Genomic DNA, 16,129 nt, shown 5'->3' on the forward strand with positions numbered 1-16,129 from the left:
CTACCAGGGCCAGAAGCCGGAGTCCTTGCCCCAGTCGACCTTGACGCAGACCGACTGCTTGCCGACCAGCTTGGAGAGCCACTCGCCGAAGTTGATCGGCACGCACCACTCCGTGCTGTTGACGGGCGGCTCGGTCGGCTCGGGCTTCGGCACGACCGGGACCGGGACCGGGGCCGGCGGCAGCACCGGCGAGGGCTCGGGAACCGGAACCGGTGCGGGGTCCGGGCTCGGGCCCACCGGGGTCTGCGGCGACGGGACGGCCGGCGAGGGCACGGGCTCGGGAGCCGGGTCGGGGGAGGGGCTCTCGGGTGCCGGGACCTGCGGGCTCGGCTCGACCGGCTCCGGGGACACCGGAACGGGCTCGGGGGCGGGGACCGGGACCTCGGGCGAGGGAACGGCCGGCGAGGGCACGGGCACCGGCTCGGGGACGGGGACGGGCACCGGGGCGGGCTCGGGGGCCGGGCTCGTGCCGGGGTCGGGACTCGTGCTCGGCGTCTCGGGCGAGGGGACCGGAGCCGGCAGCGGGAGGTCGGGGGTCGGGACCACGGGCGAGGGCACGGGGATCCCGGGCGTCGGGAGCGACGGGGTCGGCACGACCGGGGTCGGGATCACCGGCGTCGGGACGACCGGCGTCGGGATGGCCGGCGTCGGAACCACCGGGGTCGGGATCACGGGTCCCGGCCGCTCGGGCGCGAGCGCGGCCCGGAAGGCCTTCGCGGACCGGGGGTTCTGCTTGCACTGCCACACGCCGTGCGGACAGTAGTCGGTGATGGTGTGGTAGAGCGGCTTGTGCTGCTCGATCCACTTCAGCATGCGCTGCACGTAGACCGGGTTGTCCCCGTGCCGGAACAGCCCCCACTCCGGGTACGAGATCTCTTTGCCGTGCGCTTTCGCGAAATCGACGTGCTGCTGGAGTCCGTACGGCTGGCTGACCATCTCGTCGAAGGTCTTGCCGGGTGCCTGGTCGTACGAATCCATGCCGACGACGTCGACCACGTCGTCACCCGGGTAGCACGTGGTCCAGCCGATCGCGTCCGACCCGCGGTTGGGGGCGAAATCGAACTTGAACTCCTGACCGGGGACGGAGCGCATCGTGTTGACGATGCGGTTCCAGTACTCCTTCCAGCCCTCCGGGTCCGGCGCGCAGCGGTGCGTGTACGTGGCGCCGTTCATCTCCCAGCCGAGCACGATCACCGTGTCCGGAACGCCCAGCGCCACCAGCTTGTGGGCGAGCTTCTCGAAGTGGTGGTCGAACTCGCCCTCCGCGCCGGCCCGGATGAGCCGGGCCACCTCGCGGTCGGGGACGTGGTCCTCGTTGTGCTCCTGCATGGGCACGTTGAGGACGAAGAGCCGGTCCGGCCTGGCCCGGCGCCACTGGGCCCAGGCCTCCAGGAAGTCGGGGTTCTCGATGCGGGCCCACCGGTCTCCGGGCAGATAGGTGTGCCCGACCCGGATCTCCTTGCCGCCCAGCCAGCGCGACAGCTGCGGGATCCGGGCGACTCCGCTCTGGCCGGAGTCGAGAAACGCGCCCATGGCGATGTCGGAACCCCGGGACTGCTCCTTCTCGGGGGCCGCGAGCGCGGCTCCGGTGGCGAGCAGCCCGGCCGTCACCGTACCGATGCAGGTGCTCGCCAGTCGGCGGTGTGGTCTGGGCATGGCGTCTCCCGAACTTTCCTGAATCGGTGTGCTTGTCAAAGACGTTAGGCATCACATCTGACGAATGGCCTGTCCGGTGACCGCTGCCTAGGCCATTCGCAGCTGCGTATCCTCCCCGCTTGGTCCGACTAGGTGAAAGACACCGTTCCCATGCACGCGTTCGACGGCCATGTGCCCGCAGTAGTGCTCAGACTCGATCGGAATCCGTTCCACCACGGAACCCTCGGCGCCGTCAGATCGCTCGGGCGCAGGGGCGTGGAGGTCCATGCCGTCGTCGAGGCCGGGGGAGGTCCCATGGGGCGTTCGCGCTACCTGCGCGCCGTACATCCCGGCCCCGTCGGAGGGTTGGACCCCGAGGCTCCGGAGACGCTGCTGGAGTGCCTCGTCGGGGTGTCCGAGCGGATCGGCCGGCCCGCGGTGCTCGTGGCGATGGACGACCTGAGCGCCATCGCCGTCGCGCGGATCGCGCCGATGCTCGACGGGCGGTTCCGGATCCCCCATCAGCCCGACGGCCTGCCGGCCCGGGTGGCGGACAAGGCGGAGCTGTCGCGGCTGTGCGCGCGCTGGGACGTGCCGCACCCGGAGACGGTGATCCCGGCCAGTGGGGCCGAGGCGGCGGAGGCCGCGTGGCGGCTCGGCCTGCCGGTGGTGGCCAAGTGGAGCCGGCCCTGGCTGCTGCCCGCGGGCGCGGGGCTGCGCAGCACCACGCTCGTGCACACCGCCGCCGAGGCGCGCCGGCTGTACGAGCGCACGCAGGAGGCCGGGAGCAGGCTGCTGCTCCAGCGGTTCCTGCCGGCCGGGACGGACACCGACTGGTTCTTCCACGGCGCGTTCGGCCGGGGCGGGCACCCGCTGCTCGCGGGTTCGGGCCGCAAGGAGCTGTCCTGGCCGGTGCGGACGGGGCTGACGGCGGTGGGCCGCTGGCTGCCGGACCCGGCGGTGGAGGAGGCGGGGCTGCGGCTGGCCCGGCGCCTGGGCTACCAGGGGATCCTGGACCTGGACTTCCGCCGGGACGAGAAGGGCTGCTTCCGGCTGGTGGACTTCAACCCGCGGCCGGGTGCGCAGTTCCGGCTCTTCACGGACGCGGGCGGGCTGGACGTGGTCCAGGCGATGTACCTGGATCTGACGGGGCAACGGGTCCCGGAACCCGCGGGCGGCCTCGGCCGGGTGTTCGTCGCGGAGAACTACGCCCTGCTGGCGGCGGTCCGCGGCCGCCAACTCCCGTGGCGCTCCGCGGCCGGCGGCCGCGAAGCCGTCCCCGCCCCGGCGCGGGCGCAGGCGGCCGGGGCCGTGCGGGGCGGCGCCGGGGGCGAGCGGCCCGGGCCCGTACGGGTGGCGCCGCGGGCGGAGCGGGGGCGGGTGGAGGCGGCCTGGTTCGCCGCCGACGACCCGGTGCCGTTCCTCGCGATGCTCGCCGCGTTCCTCGTCCGGGGCGCGGGGAAGGGCGTGCGCGCCCTGCGCGACGTACCGGCGCACGGTCGGCGTACGGCGCGCGCCGTGGTGCGCGCCCCGCGCCAGCGCGCCCGCGGCGAGCTGGCCGCACCGGCCAACCCGGCAACGCCGGCCGCACCGGCCGCCCCCGCCGAGCCGGACGAGCTGGTGACCCGGTGATGCCCCGCCACCCACCCCCGACCGTCGCCGGAGACGAGGGCGCTGACGCGGGGTCCATGAGACTGGAGGGACAGCGGTGACTCGGATGGACGATCTCGTGGTGGTCGGCGCCGGGCCGTACGGGCTGTCGATCGCCGCGCACGCGGCGGCGGCCGGGCTCGGCGTACGGGTGCTCGGGCGGCCCATGGCCTCGTGGCGGGACCACATGCCCGAGGGCATGTACCTGAAGTCGGAGCCCTGGTCCTCCAATCTCTCCGCGCCCGACGGCCGGCACACCCTCGCCGCGTACTGCGCCGGCCGCGGCATGGCGGCCGAGCACGGCAGCCCGCTGCCGATCGACGTGTTCAGCTCGTACGGCATGTGGTTCGCCCGGCACGCCGTGCCCGAGGTGGAGGAGGTGACGGTCACCGAGGTCTCCCCGCAGGGCGGGGGCTTCCTGGTCCGCACCGCCGAGGGGCCGCCGCTGCTCGCCCGTACGGTCGCGCTGGCGGTCGGCGTGATGCCGTTCGTGCACCTGCCCGAGCCGCTGCGCGGGCTGCCGCCCGGGCACTGCTCGCACAGCAGCGGCCACCGCGACCTGGCCCGGTTCGCCGGCCGGGAGGTCGCCGTGATCGGGGCGGGGCAGGCGGCTCTGGAGACCGCCGCGCTGCTGGCGGAGAACGGGGCCCGGCCCTGTCTCGTCGCCCGCCGCTCCCGGCTGAACTGGAACACCGTGCCCCAGCCGCTGGAGCGCCCGGTGCTGCGCGCCCTGCGCGAACCGCACAGCGGCCTGGGCACCGGATGGCGCAGCTGGGTGTGGTCGGAGCTGCCCTGGGCGGTGCGCCGGCTGCCCGCGCCGACCCGGGAGCGGATCGCCGCGACGGCGCTCGGTCCCGCCGGGGCCTGGTGGCTGCGGGACCGGTTCGAGCGGAGCGTCCCGGTACTGCTGGGCCACCGGCTGCACCGGGCGGCGGCGGTGGGGGAGCGGACCCGGCTCGGGCTGACCACCGCGGCCGGGGAGTCCGTCGTACTGGACGTCGCGCACGTGGTCGCGGCCACCGGTTTCACCCCGCACCTGGGGCGCCTGGAGCTGCTGGACGCCCGGCTGCGGGCCGTCCTCGGCACCGTCGGGGACGGCGGCACGCCGGAGCTGAGCGCCGGTTTCGAGTCCTCGTGGCCGGGACTGTTCTTCGCGGGACTGCTGACGGCTCCCTCATTCGGCCCTTCCATGCGATTCGTGCACGGTGCGGGGTTCACGGCGGGGAGACTGGTCAATGGAGTCCGAAAGCGCCTCGGAGCCCGGGGCGGGCAGACGGGCTCCACCGGGACGCCGCGGCCCGACCGGGCGGGCGCCGGGCATCCGAAGACGTCTCTGCGGTGAGGCCGAGAGGGGACCGCGATGAGTGCGGAGCACAGAGCACAGGGCGGCCGCGGCTGGGTGCGCATTCCCGCGAGCCGGGCGGAGCAGCCCGGCGCGGCCAGGCCCGCCGCGAGGCCCGCGTCCAGGGTCGCCGCCCCGCCGTACGCCCCTCCCGCCTACGGCCCGCCCGGGCACGCGGCACCGGACCAGCCGACGATCTACCTTTCCCTCGTCAAGCGCTGGCAGGAGGCCGGGCGCACCCTTCCGGGGCATCCTGACGAGGAGTGGGAGCGGTTGATCTCCCAGCCGTGCTGGCCCGGCCGTTAGGTGGTGTGTCTCGTGGCAGCGGCGGAGCGCGACAGATCCGGGCAGAGCAGCCGGGGCCCGGTGACGGGGCACGGCGAGCGGCTCGCGCTGAACGGCATGGGCAGCTTCGAGTGGGACCTGGACGCCGGGAGGCTGATGCTCGACGAGTCCGGGCTCGTGGTCTTCGACCTGGAGCGGGAGGAGTTCGACGACACCCCGGAGGGGCTGGGGCTGCGGATCCCGGCCGACGACGGCGCCCGGCTGGCGGAGTCCACGCAGGCGGCCCTGGACGGCGGCATGGAGACGTACGGCTCGTACTTCACCGTGCAGCGGCGCGACGGCGTCGACCAGTGGACGCACACCCAGGGCCGGATCCTGCGCGACGCCGACGGCCGGCCCCTGCGGATCGTCGGGATCGTCCGGGACGCGACCGCCGAGCTCGCGCACGCCACCGTGCTGCGCAAGCTCGAGTCGGCGCGGGCCCAGCAGGCCACGATCGTGCAGCGGACCACGGAGGCCCTGTCGCGGGCGGTGACCGTCGACGACGTCACGGCCACCCTGACCGGGGCGGGGGCGCTGGAGCGGCTCGGCGCGGACGGGCTGGCCCTGGGGCTGGTCGAGAACGGCGCCATCAAGATCATCGCGCTCAGCGGGGAGTCCCTGGAGATCCTCAGCGAGCGTCGCTTCACCCGGCTGGACGGCTCGCTGCCGCTGTCGCAGGCGGTGCTCACCCGCAAGGCCCGGTTCGTCACCTCCCTCGGCGAACTGGCGGGCGAGTTCCCCCTGCTCGCGGACTACCTGCGACGGATCCGCTTCGACGCGGCCGCTTATCTGCCGCTGATCGCGCAGGCCAAGGCCATCGGCGGGCTGGTGCTGTTCTACCGGCGGCGCACCGAGTTCAGCCCGGAGGAGCGCAACCTCTGCCTGGGTCTGGCCGGCATCGTGGCGCAGTCCCTCCAGCGGGCGCTCCTGTTCGACCAGGAGCGGGAGTTCGCCACGGGCCTGCAGGCCTCGATGCTGCCGCGCCGGATCCCCGAGATCAGCGGCGGGGAGATCGCGGTGCGCTACCACTCCGCGTGGAGCGGGCGGGAGGTCGGCGGGGACTGGTACGACGTGATCGCGCTGCCCCGCGACCGGGTCGGCATCGTCGTGGGCGACGTACAGGGACACGACACGCACGCGGCGGCGATCATGGGCCAGCTGCGGATCGCGCTGCGGGCGTACGCGGGGGAGGGCCATCCGCCGTCCACCGTCCTGGCCCGGGCCTCGCGCTTCCTGGCCGAGCTGGACACCGAGCGCTTCGCGACCTGCATGTACGCACAGGTGGACCTGGAGACCGGCGGCGTACGGGCGGTCCGCGCGGGCCATCTCGGCCCGCTGATCCGGCACACGGACGGGCGTACGGGCTGGCCCAACGTACGGGGCGGACTGCCGCTGGGGCTGGCCTCGGTCTTCGAGCAGGAGGACTTCCCCGAGACCCGGCTCGACCTGGTGCCCGGGGAGACGCTGGTGCTGTGCACGGACGGCCTGGTCGAAGAGCCCGGCACCGCCATCACCCAGGGCATGGAGGCCCTCGCGCACGCCGTGCGCAGCGGCCCGCAGGAGGCGGGGGCGCTCGCCGACCACCTCTCGGACCGGCTCTGGGAGCGCTGGGGCTCCGGGGACGACGTGGCCCTGCTGGTGCTGCGCCGGGCCCCCGACCCGGGCACCCACCGGGCCCCGCGGATCCACCAGTACATCCACCAGGCGGACCCGGAGGGGCTCTCGGAGGCCCGCTACGCCCTGCGCCAGGCCCTGCGCGACTGGGGCATGCCGGAACTCGCCGACGACGTGGAACTGGCCGCCGGGGAACTGCTGGTCAACGCCCTGCTGCACACGGACGGCGGGGCGGTGCTGACCATGGAGGTGCTGCCGGAGCCGGTCCGGCGGATCCGGCTGTGGGTCAAGGACCGCTCCAGCGTCTGGCCGCGCCGGCGCACCCCGGGGGAGGCCGCGACCACCGGGCGCGGGCTGCTGCTCGTGGACGCGCTGGCCACGCACTGGGGCGTGGAGTCCCGGGGCGACGGCAAAGCGGTGTGGTGCGAGTTCGACGTCGCGGGCAGCGTGCGCAGTGTGGGGTGACGGCGTGGTCACCCCGAGTTGTGGGATGCCGGGGCCGGAGTGATGATGCGGTCCATGGAACGGACGACCACACGGACCGGGACCCCGCCGTGCACCGGCTGAACAAGCGGCCGGGCAGGGGGGCCGCGACCGCTCTCCTCGCGCTGCTCCTGCTGGCCGTCGGCGTACCGACGGCCGTGCACCGTACGGCCGGGCGCCCGCACGCGGATCCCGGCTGCCGCACCGTCGCGTTCATGTCGATGACCGGCGTGGCCCCCGCCTGCCGGTAGCGGCGGCCACCGCTCGGCCGTCGGCCGCGGGCCGACCGACGGGTCAGCCGTGCTGCTCTTCCAGGTGGACGTCCCGCTCGGTCTGCGCCAGGTAGGCCACGCGCAGCGTGAACCCGGAGTGCAGGCTCGCCGCCTGGAGCCCGGCCTCCGCAGCGGCGGCGCCCGGGTGCAGGTTCACCAGCTCCAGCGAGGCGGACGCGGACCAGTCGTGCTCCCGCCCGTCGCACTCGGCCTGCTGGCCGCCGAAGCCCAGGCGGGTCGAGTCCTGGGCGAGCGTCACCTGGATTTGCACCCCACGGGGTGACGAGGGCTCGCACACGTAGGTCCCGTAAAGGGTGACGCGGCCGCCATCGGAAATGTGACCGACTTCCTGTACGGAAATCGCATTCTCGTGGGAGCGGGCGTCGGCGGGGGCGGTGAACGCGGTGGCGGCGGCCAGCGCGGAAAGCGCCGCCACGGCCAGGCGGCGGGTGGGAACTCGCATGAATCCTCCATGGGGGTGGGTCGACACAAAAGCGCCGAAACGCATTGTGCTGGCAGATGGCGGGCAACTCCTTCCGCACACCCGTGTCGGTGTGTGCAATTGCCCGCTCGGGCGCGTGAGACTGGCGGAAATACCGTCCGAAGGTCCCCGAAGGGATCACGCATGCGCCAGTCCGCTTCCGTCCTCGCCGCCGCTCTCCTGCCCTTCCTGCTGTTCGGTGCCACGGCCTGCTCAGGGGCCCCCGAGGGGGCCGCGCTCGCCCCCGCCGCGGCGCCCGCCGTCCCGGTGGACGACGGGGCGCCGGGGTCCGGGGAGGATCCGGCGGCGGCCGGGGCCGCCTCGAAGGATGCCCATGTGGGTGACTCCGTACGGGTGCGCGGCCGCCAGATGGGCCGGCACCTGCAGGCCGTGCTCAACGCGTACGTCGACCCGGCGGTCAGCGTGGAGAAGAACTACGCCCCGCCCGCGGGCAAGCGCTGGGTGGCCGCCTCGATGTCGTTCGTCAACGTCGGCGGGGACTCGTACGGGGAGCTCGGGCGCATGTGGGCGTACGACAGCGCGGGCGGGCGCCACCGGGTGGTGCCGACCGGCGAACTGACCACCGGAAAGCCGCTCGTCTTCGATTCCCTCGCGGTCGGCCAGCGGGCCGAGGGGTGGGTGGTGTTCGAAATTCCGGAAAAGGCGCGCATCGTACGCCTCCAATATCAGGACGCGAACATGCAGGCGAATTCCGGAGAGGGATTCTGGGCCGTCTAGCCCGCCCGGGTGAATGGCCGGAAAGGCGCGGTGGCGGGAGCACTAGGGTGCGGCGCATGACTTCAACTCAAGCCGAAACCGACCGGTCCCACCTCGGCACCCTTTCCGTGCTCGCCTGGATCGGCGACCCTTCCGAGGGCCACGACATCCCGTACCTGCTCGCCTACAGCCTCGGCGACGGGCCGCAGGGGCGGGAGGCCGGCGAGAGCGCCGCCCGCGGGCTGCTGGAGGAGATCGGCCTGCCCATCGGTGACGTGGTCATGGACGGCACCCGCAACCCGTCCGGCTTCCCCGTCCAGATCGTCCTCGCGGACAACCAGGTCGCGCTGACCCTGCCCGGGCTGAACGCGACCTGCACCGCCCCGGACGAGTGGGTCGCCGCGGCCAACGAGAGCGGCCAGGCCTACTTCCTGTTCGCCACGCGCGCCTGGCCCGAGGCCGTTCCGGGCCAGCCGGTCGACCCGAAGACCCTCCAGGAGTTCGCGGGCGACGAGTCCGTGCTGACGGGCAGCGCCCACTGCGTGCTCGCGGTGCGGCGCCTGCAGTAGGGGCGCGTCCGGGGATCCGCCTCGGGATCCCCGGAGTCCTCGCTCCCCGCTCCGGCCGCCGGGCTCCCAGCCTGCCCGGCGGCCGGTACCGCCCCTCAGGGGCGTTCGAAGGCGAACTTCAGCGAGCGGACACGGTTGTCGAAGTTCGAGCCCGCCAGGTCCGGCAGCCCCACCGCCCGCAGCCCCACCGGCCGCGTCAGCAGCTCGCGGAAGAGGGCCTTCATCTCCACCCGGGCCAGGTGCGCGCCCAGGCAGAAGTGCGGGCCGCCGCCGCCGAAGCCCAGGTGCGGATTGGGCGAGCGGGTGATGTCGAAGGCGTCGGGGTCGCGGAAGACGGCCTCGTCGCGGTTGGCGGAGGCGTAGTACAGCACCACCTTGTCCCCGGGCCGCAGCAGGTGCCCGCCCAGGGCGTGTTCGGTGGTCACGGTCCGGCGGAACTGGATGATCGGCGTCGAGTGGCGGATCATCTCGTCCACCGCTCCGTCCGCGTGCTTCTCGAAGTCCGAGAGCAGCAGGTCCCGTTGGTCGGGGTTGTCGGTCAGCAGGGTCAGCCCGTGCGTGATCGCGTTGCGGGTGGTCTCCACCCCGGCCACCATCAGCAGCGAGAAGAACGCCCCCAGCTGGCGGGCGTTGAGCGCCTGCCCGTCCACATCGGCGCAGACCAGCGCCGAGATCAGGTCGTCTGTGGGGTTCTTGCGCCGCTCCCGGCCGATTCCCGCGACCATCCGCTGCATCTTGGCCAGGGCCCGCAGCCCGCGCCCGGGCATCCGCAGCCGCGAGGCCAGGCCCCGTTCGACGCCGATGTTCTCCGAGGCGTGGTTGACGCGGTCGGCGATCTCGGCGCGGTATCGCTCCGGGATCCCCATCATGTTGCAGATGACCTCCAGCGGCAGCCGCGAGGCCACCGCCGTGACGAACTCGTCGGGCTCCTGCGCCAGTACGTCGTCCACGATCCGTGCGGCCACCGCGTGGATGTCCGCCTCGGCCGCCGCCAGCAGCCGCGGAGTGAACGCCCGCTGCACGATCTTGCGCAGCCGGGCGTGGTCCACGCCGTCCAGGTTGACCATCGAGTCCCCGAACAGCGCCCGCACCCACCGGGCCGGCTCGGGCGTGGTCACCCCGGGCGCGCTGGCGAACACCTTCGGCAGCCGGCTGGCCTCCTGCACGTCCGCGTGCCGTACGAGGGCCCAGTGCCCGCGGCCCTTGCCCTCGGGCACGAAGACCGGCGAGTCCAGGGCCCGCAGCCGGGCGAACGCCGCGAGCCGGGCCGCCGGGGGCTGCTGCCAGAACGCCGGGTCGGCGAGCTCCCCGTACTCCGCCACCGCCGCGCCCGTGTCCGCGTACCGCTGTACCGGGACCTTCATCGTTTCTTCTCCCTGTCGCCGGCGCGCTCGCCCTGGCCGCCGCGGCCGTGCCGCCCGCCGTCCTCACGCACCAGAACGCTCCCGGTGGGCCAAGGTCACGCCCACCGCGACGGCGGCGGAGGCGACCAGCCCGGCCCAGAGCACCGCCTGCGGCCCGGTCCACGCGCAGGCGAGGATCGCCAGCGCCGTGAGCGGCAGCACCAGCTGCTCGGCGGTGCCCCGCTTGAAGTGGCGCGAGTGCAGGAGCCAGACGAAGGCCAGGAAGAGCGCCGCCGGGACGCACACCGCGAGGTTGGCGGACAGGGCCGAGACGTGGGCCTTGCCGACCGCGTGCTCGATCGCCACTTCGAGGCCGGCCCCGATGGCGGCGGCCGACGCGAAGATCACGTAGTGCCCGTACCCCCACGGGATGGCCTCGCGATTGCTCCGCAGCCGGTCGTGCGCGGGGACGGCGAAGTAGATCCACCAGGCCGCGTAGACCAGCAGCAGACCGCCGGCGGCGATCGGCAGCAGCTCGCCCAGCGCCTCGTGCTCGTCGATCGCGGACTGGACCGCGACCGTGCTGGCGGCGACGGTCTCGCCGAGCACGATGATGGTGAACAGGCCGTACCGCTCGGCGATGTGGTGCGGATGCCACTGGGTCTGGTAGCTGCGCTCGGCGAGGGCCGGGATCAGCAGCTCGACCACCACCAGGACCAGGAACAGCCACCTGCGGGAGTGCTCGGGGGCGGCGAGCAGCGCCACCCAGCCGACCTGGCAGACCAGCAGGCCGATCGCGTACGTGAGCGCGGTGCGCCGGGCCGGCCCCCGCTCCCCGGCGGCGGCGCGCAGCCACTGCAGGGTGAGCGCGAGGCGCATCACCACGTAGCCGAGGACGGAGACGGTCCAGTCGTTGTCGTTGAAGGCGCGCGGGATCCCGGCCGAGTAGATGAGCACGCCGGCGATCTGCACGAGGGTCGCGATCCGGTACGGCACGTCGTCGACGTCGTAGGCGGAGGCGAACCAGGTGAAGTTCATCCAGGCCCACCACACCCCGAAGAAGACGAAGAGGTAGCCGGTGATGCCGTCGCCGACGTGGCCCTCGGCGAGCGCGTGGACGAGCTGCCGGCCGGCCTGCGCCACGGCGACGACGAAGCAGAGGTCGAAGAACAGCTCCAGCGGAGTCGAGGCCCGGTGGCTCTCGTGCCGGCTGCGGGAGGTCATCGGTACGTACGTCATACCGCACAGGACAGCAGCCGTACGCCGGTCGGCAGGCGAGGCGCGCGGCCGGAGCCCCAGACCTACGCACTGTGGGCGACGGGACCTTGTCCTTGCCGACCGCGCGACGTTCTCCTCTGATGCCGGGGGGCGGCCGGGGCGGAGCCTGGAGAGGTCAGGACCCTCAGGGGTCTTCCCAAACCACCAGGACATGCCATGAGTTCCGCCACGCAGGAGCTGCGCACGGAGACGGGCCGCCGCGCGCAGGCGCCCGATCCGGCGCAGTACCGCCCCGGCCGCACCATCACGGACTGGACGCCGGAGGATCCGTCCTTCTGGCGGACCACGGGCAAGCGGGTCGCCACCCGCAACCTGTGGATCGCGGTGCCGGCCCTGCTCGTGGCCTTCGTGGTCTGGCAGGTCTGGAGCATCACGGCGACGAGCCTCAAGGACGTGGGCTTCGGCTTCAGCCAGTCGCAGCTGTTCTGGCTGACGGCCGTCCCGGGCATCACCGGCGGCACGGCGCGGATCCTCTACACCTTCCTCGGGCCGATGATCGGCCAGCGCCGGTTCACGGCGATCTCGACGGTGGTGCTGATCGGCCCGCTGCTCTGGCTGGGCTTCGCCGTGCAGAACCCGGACACCCCGTACGGCACGATGGTCGCGATCGCCGCGCTGTGCGGCATCGGCGGCGCCAACTTCTCCTCCTCGCTGGCCAACATCGGCTTCTTCTACCCGAAGCAGGAGAAGGGCAACGCGACCGGCATCAACGGCGGCCTGGGCAACCTGGGCGTGTCCGTGGTGCAGCTGCTCACCCCGATCCTGATCACCTCGTCCGTACTGGCCATCGGGGCGGGCCGGAAGAAGGCCGACGGCTCGGAGATCTACCTGCAGAACGCGGCGTTCGTCTGGGTCCCGGTCCTGATCGTCCTCGCCGCCGTCGCCTGGTTCGGCCAGAACGACCTGAAGGTGGCCTCCACCCCCTTCAGCCAGCAGAAGGTCATCTTCAAGCGCAAGCACAACTGGCTGATGACCTGGCTGTACGTCGGCACCTTCGGCTCCTTCATCGGCTTCGCGGCGGCCCTCCCGCTGCTCATCAAGACCACCTTCCCGGCGTACTCCGTGGCCACCTACGCCTGGATGGGCCCGGCGCTGGGCGCCCTCGCCCGCTGGGCGGGCGGCTGGATCGCCGACAAGCTGGGCGGCGCCCGGGTGACGATCCTGTCGTTCGCCGGCATGGCCGCCTCGATCATCGGCGTGATCACCTTCCTGCCTTCCGGCTCCGACCAGGGCTCCTTCCACGGCTTCTTCCTCTGCTTCCTGTCGGCGTTCTTCTTCTCGGGCATCGGGAACGGCTCGACGTTCCGCCAGATCCCGGTGATCTTCCGGGGACAGCACCTGAAGGGCCTGGCGGAGGGCAGCCCGCAGTACGCGGCCGCGCTGAAGCAGGCGGAGATCGAGTCGGGTGCGGTCACCGGTTTCACGGCGGCGATCGCCGCGTACGGGTTCTTCTTCATCCCGGCGATGTTCGCCAACTTCGCGGTGACCAGCGCGATGTGGGGCTTCGTGGGCTTCTACGCCAGCTGCGTGGCGGTGGCCTGGTGGTTCTACGCCCGCAAGGGCGCGGAGGCCCCGAGCTAGGGGGTGTCCGCGAAGTCCCGCCTGTCCCGTGGCGTCCGGCACGCGCTCTCGGCGCACCGGGCGAAATCCCGAGTACGTCCAGTACACCGGCTTCCGCCCGGCACGCCGAGAGCACGCACCGGACGCCACGGGACCGCCCTGCGGGCGCACGGCGCTACTTCGCGGACACCCCCTAGGGGGTGTCTTTGCGCGGACCCGGCACGTCGAACGCCGGTGGGGCTGGAGCGGACCGTCCAGCCCTGCCGGCGTTCGCGCATCTTTGTGAATCCATTCACAAGCGAACAAAGGCCTTTCGGTCCAGGGAAAACGGCAGGTCAGCGGTGGTGTGGTGGTCGAGCCGCCGGGCGCGGCGGGACCTTCGGGCCGCAGGTCGGGACCAACGCGGCGGCAAATGATCGATCAAAAGGCGTGCAATGGAGACAAGCGATGACGCGACGGATCGAGAGGTGCCGGCCATGACTGCCACTCCTGTGGAGACCACCGAGAACGGCGAGGCCTGGGAGGGCTTCCAGGGCGGTCCGTGGCGCGACGCCATCGACGTCCGCGACTTCATCCAGCAGAACTACACGCCGTACGAAGGCGGCGACGCGTTCCTGGCCGGACCCACCCCCCGCACCACCGCCGTGTGGAAGGCCATCACGGACAAGTTCCCCGAGGAGCGCGAGAAGGGCGTCCTCGACGTCGCGTACGACATCCCGTCGACCATCACCTCGCACGCGCCCGGGTACATCGACCGCGACAAGGACCTGATCGTCGGCCTCCAGACCGACGCCCCGCTCAAGCGCGCGATCATGCCGTACGGCGGCTGGCGCATGGTCGCCGGCGCCCTGGAGACGTACGGCTACCCGGTCTCCGAGGAGTTGGAGAAGGTCTTCACGGAGTACCGCAAGACCCACAACGCCGGTGTCTTCGACGCCTACACCCCCGAGATCCGCGCCGCCCGCAAGGCCGGAGTGGTCACCGGGCTGCCGGACGCGTACGGCCGCGGCCGCATCATCGGCGACTACCGCCGGGTCTCCCTCTACGGCGTCGACCGCCTCATCGCGGTCAAGAAGGAGGAGAAGGAGGAGCTGAACTCCCTCTCCGCGGGCCCCCGCCCGCTGGAGGAGACGATCCGCCTGCGCGAGGAGCTCTCCGAGCAGATCCGCGCGCTCGCCGAGCTCAAGGCGATGGCCGCCTCCTACGGCCACGACATCTCCGCGCCCGCGCGCACCGGCCGCGAGGCCATCCAGTGGATGTACTTCGCGTACCTGGCCGCGGTGAAGGAGCAGAACGGCGCGGCCATGTCGCTGGGCCGCACCTCCACCTTCATCGACGTCTACCTCCAGCGCGACATCGAGGCCGGGCTCCTGACGGAGGAGCAGGCGCAGGAACTCGTCGACGACTTCATCATCAAGCTCCGCATCGTGCGCTTCCTGCGCACGCCCGAGTACGACGAACTGTTCTCCGGCGACCCGACCTGGGTCACCGAGTCCATCGCCGGCATGGGCGAGGACGGCCGCCCGCTGGTCACCCGCACCTCCTTCCGCTACCTCCAGACCCTCTACAACCTGGGCCCGGCCCCCGAGCCGAACATGACCGTCTTCTGGTCCCCGCGGCTGCCGCGGGGCTTCAAGGAGTTCTGCGCGCGCGTCTCGATCGACACCTCCTCGGTGCAGTACGAGTCCGACGAGCTGATGCGCCCGCGCTTCGGCGACGACACGGCGATCGCGTGCTGCGTCTCGGCGATGCCGGTCGGCAAGCAGATGCAGTACTTCGGCGCCCGCGTGAACCTCGCCAAGACCCTGCTGTACGCGATCAACGGCGGCCGGGACGAGAAGTCGGGCGCCCAGGTCGGCCCGGCCGGCGGTGCCATCACCGCGGACGTGCTCGACTACGACGAGGTCATGGCCAAGTTCGACGAGCAGATGGAGTGGCTCGCCGACACCTACGTCCACGCCCTGAACGTCATCCACTACATGCACGACAAGTACGCCTACGAGCGCATCGAGATGGCGCTCCACGACCGCGACGTGCGCCGCACGATGGCCTGCGGCATCGCCGGCCTGTCGGTGGCCGCCGATTCCCTCTCCGCCATCAAGTACGCGAAGGTCCGCGTGCACCGGGACGAGACCGGCCTGGCCACCGACTACACCGTCGAGGGCGAGTACCCGGCGTACGGGAACAACGACGACCGGGTCGACGCCATCGCGGTCCGGCTGGTCGAGGAGTTCATGCGCAAGGTGCGCCGCCACCCGACGTACCGGGGCGCCGAGCACACGCAGTCCGTGCTGACGATCACCTCGAACGTGGTCTACGGCAAGAAGACCGGCAACACCCCGGACGGCCGCCGCGCCGGCGAGCCCTTCTCCCCGGGCGCCAACCCGATGAACGGCCGTGACACCCACGGCTACGTCACCTCGGCGCTGTCGGTCGCGAAGCTGCCGTACGAGGACGCCGAGGACGGCATCTCGCTGACCAACACCGTCACCCCCGACGGCCTGGGCCGCACTCCCGAGGAGCGGATCGAGAACCTGGCGGGCGTCCTCGACGGCTACATGGCCAGCGACGGCTTCCACATGAACGTCAACGTGCTCAACCGCGACGTGCTGCGGGACGCCATGGAGCACCCCGAGAACCACCCGCAGCTGACCATCCGGGTCAGCGGCTACGCGGTGAACTTCGTCCGGCTGACGCGGGACCAGCAGCTCGACGTGCTGAACCGCACCTTCCACGGCTCGCTGTAGCCCGAAGGACCGTGCGGTCCGGGGCCGGCCCTCATCCGGCTCCGGACCGCGCACCAAGGATCTCCGACCGGGATCGAGAAACGACGGACCACCGCTCAAGGGGTGCCTGCC

At 72.5% G+C, this 16,129-nt stretch carries 13 protein-coding genes; 9 read left to right on the forward strand and 4 right to left on the reverse strand.

Translation table 11 applies throughout. The annotated features are described in order from the left end of the window. The gene (locus tag ACFYZS_RS28715) at positions 1-1,656 is read right to left on the reverse strand and encodes a glycosyl hydrolase (protein ID WP_389018551.1); all 1,656 of its coding nucleotides are present in this window, start codon (positions 1,654-1,656) and stop codon (positions 1-3) included. A 294-nt stretch (positions 1,657-1,950) separates the two neighbouring features. Between ACFYZS_RS28715 and ACFYZS_RS28720 the strand changes: the two genes are divergently transcribed. From ACFYZS_RS28720 to ACFYZS_RS28740, 5 genes are all read left to right on the forward strand, one after another. Beyond that, complete coding sequence (locus ACFYZS_RS28720; protein WP_389018554.1) at positions 1,951-3,267, forward strand: ATP-grasp domain-containing protein; 1,317 nt, start codon at positions 1,951-1,953, stop codon at positions 3,265-3,267. Between the two features lie 85 nt (positions 3,268-3,352). Next, positions 3,353-4,627: an NAD(P)-binding domain-containing protein gene (locus tag ACFYZS_RS28725; RefSeq protein ID WP_389018558.1), complete on the forward strand. Its 1,275-nt coding sequence runs from the start codon at positions 3,353-3,355 to the stop codon at positions 4,625-4,627. 18 nt (positions 4,628-4,645) lie between these two features. Continuing rightward, complete coding sequence (locus ACFYZS_RS28730; RefSeq protein WP_389018561.1) at positions 4,646-4,933, forward strand: hypothetical protein; 288 nt, start codon at positions 4,646-4,648, stop codon at positions 4,931-4,933. A 12-nt stretch (positions 4,934-4,945) separates the two neighbouring features. Next, positions 4,946-7,033: a SpoIIE family protein phosphatase gene (locus tag ACFYZS_RS28735; protein WP_389018564.1), complete on the forward strand. Its 2,088-nt coding sequence runs from the start codon at positions 4,946-4,948 to the stop codon at positions 7,031-7,033. A gap of 89 nt (positions 7,034-7,122) precedes the next feature. Continuing rightward, positions 7,123-7,302, forward strand: coding sequence for a hypothetical protein (locus tag ACFYZS_RS28740; RefSeq protein WP_389018567.1), 180 nt, complete (start codon positions 7,123-7,125; stop codon positions 7,300-7,302). Positions 7,303-7,345: 43 nt separating this feature from the next. Here ACFYZS_RS28740 and ACFYZS_RS28745 read toward each other — a convergent pair whose 3' ends face one another. Beyond that, the gene (locus ACFYZS_RS28745) at positions 7,346-7,786 is read right to left on the reverse strand and encodes a DUF6299 family protein (protein ID WP_389018570.1); all 441 of its coding nucleotides are present in this window, start codon (positions 7,784-7,786) and stop codon (positions 7,346-7,348) included. A gap of 162 nt (positions 7,787-7,948) precedes the next feature. Here ACFYZS_RS28745 and ACFYZS_RS28750 point away from each other — a divergent pair, with 162 nt between their 5' ends. Together ACFYZS_RS28750 and ACFYZS_RS28755 are read left to right on the forward strand one after the other, a co-directional pair. Then, on the forward strand, positions 7,949-8,542 hold the full coding sequence (locus ACFYZS_RS28750; protein ID WP_389018573.1) for a hypothetical protein: 594 nt from the start codon (positions 7,949-7,951) through the stop codon (positions 8,540-8,542). 56 nt (positions 8,543-8,598) lie between these two features. Next, positions 8,599-9,090, forward strand: a complete 492-nt coding sequence (locus ACFYZS_RS28755) for a DUF5949 family protein (RefSeq protein ID WP_389018577.1) — start codon at positions 8,599-8,601, stop codon at positions 9,088-9,090. A gap of 95 nt (positions 9,091-9,185) precedes the next feature. Here the strand turns inward: ACFYZS_RS28755 and ACFYZS_RS28760 are convergent, their stop codons facing one another. Beyond that, on the reverse strand, positions 9,186-10,454 hold the full coding sequence (locus ACFYZS_RS28760) for a cytochrome P450 (RefSeq protein WP_389018579.1): 1,269 nt from the start codon (positions 10,452-10,454) through the stop codon (positions 9,186-9,188). A gap of 63 nt (positions 10,455-10,517) precedes the next feature. Next, positions 10,518-11,672: a low temperature requirement protein A gene (locus tag ACFYZS_RS28765; protein ID WP_389018582.1), complete on the reverse strand. Its 1,155-nt coding sequence runs from the start codon at positions 11,670-11,672 to the stop codon at positions 10,518-10,520. Positions 11,673-11,867: 195 nt separating this feature from the next. Here ACFYZS_RS28765 and ACFYZS_RS28770 point away from each other — a divergent pair, with 195 nt between their 5' ends. Both ACFYZS_RS28770 and pflB read left to right on the forward strand, forming a co-directional pair. Beyond that, on the forward strand, positions 11,868-13,292 hold the full coding sequence (locus tag ACFYZS_RS28770; RefSeq protein ID WP_389018585.1) for an MFS transporter: 1,425 nt from the start codon (positions 11,868-11,870) through the stop codon (positions 13,290-13,292). 455 nt (positions 13,293-13,747) lie between these two features. Continuing rightward, entirely contained in the window at positions 13,748-16,018 is a 2,271-nt protein-coding gene (pflB, locus tag ACFYZS_RS28775) for a formate C-acetyltransferase (protein WP_389018589.1), read from the forward strand. The last annotated feature ends 111 nt before the right edge of the window (positions 16,019-16,129 follow it).

Origin of the sequence: Streptomyces sp. NPDC001903 (assembly GCF_042891345.1) — a bacterium.
Classification (GTDB): Bacteria; Actinomycetota; Actinomycetes; order Streptomycetales; family Streptomycetaceae; genus Streptomyces.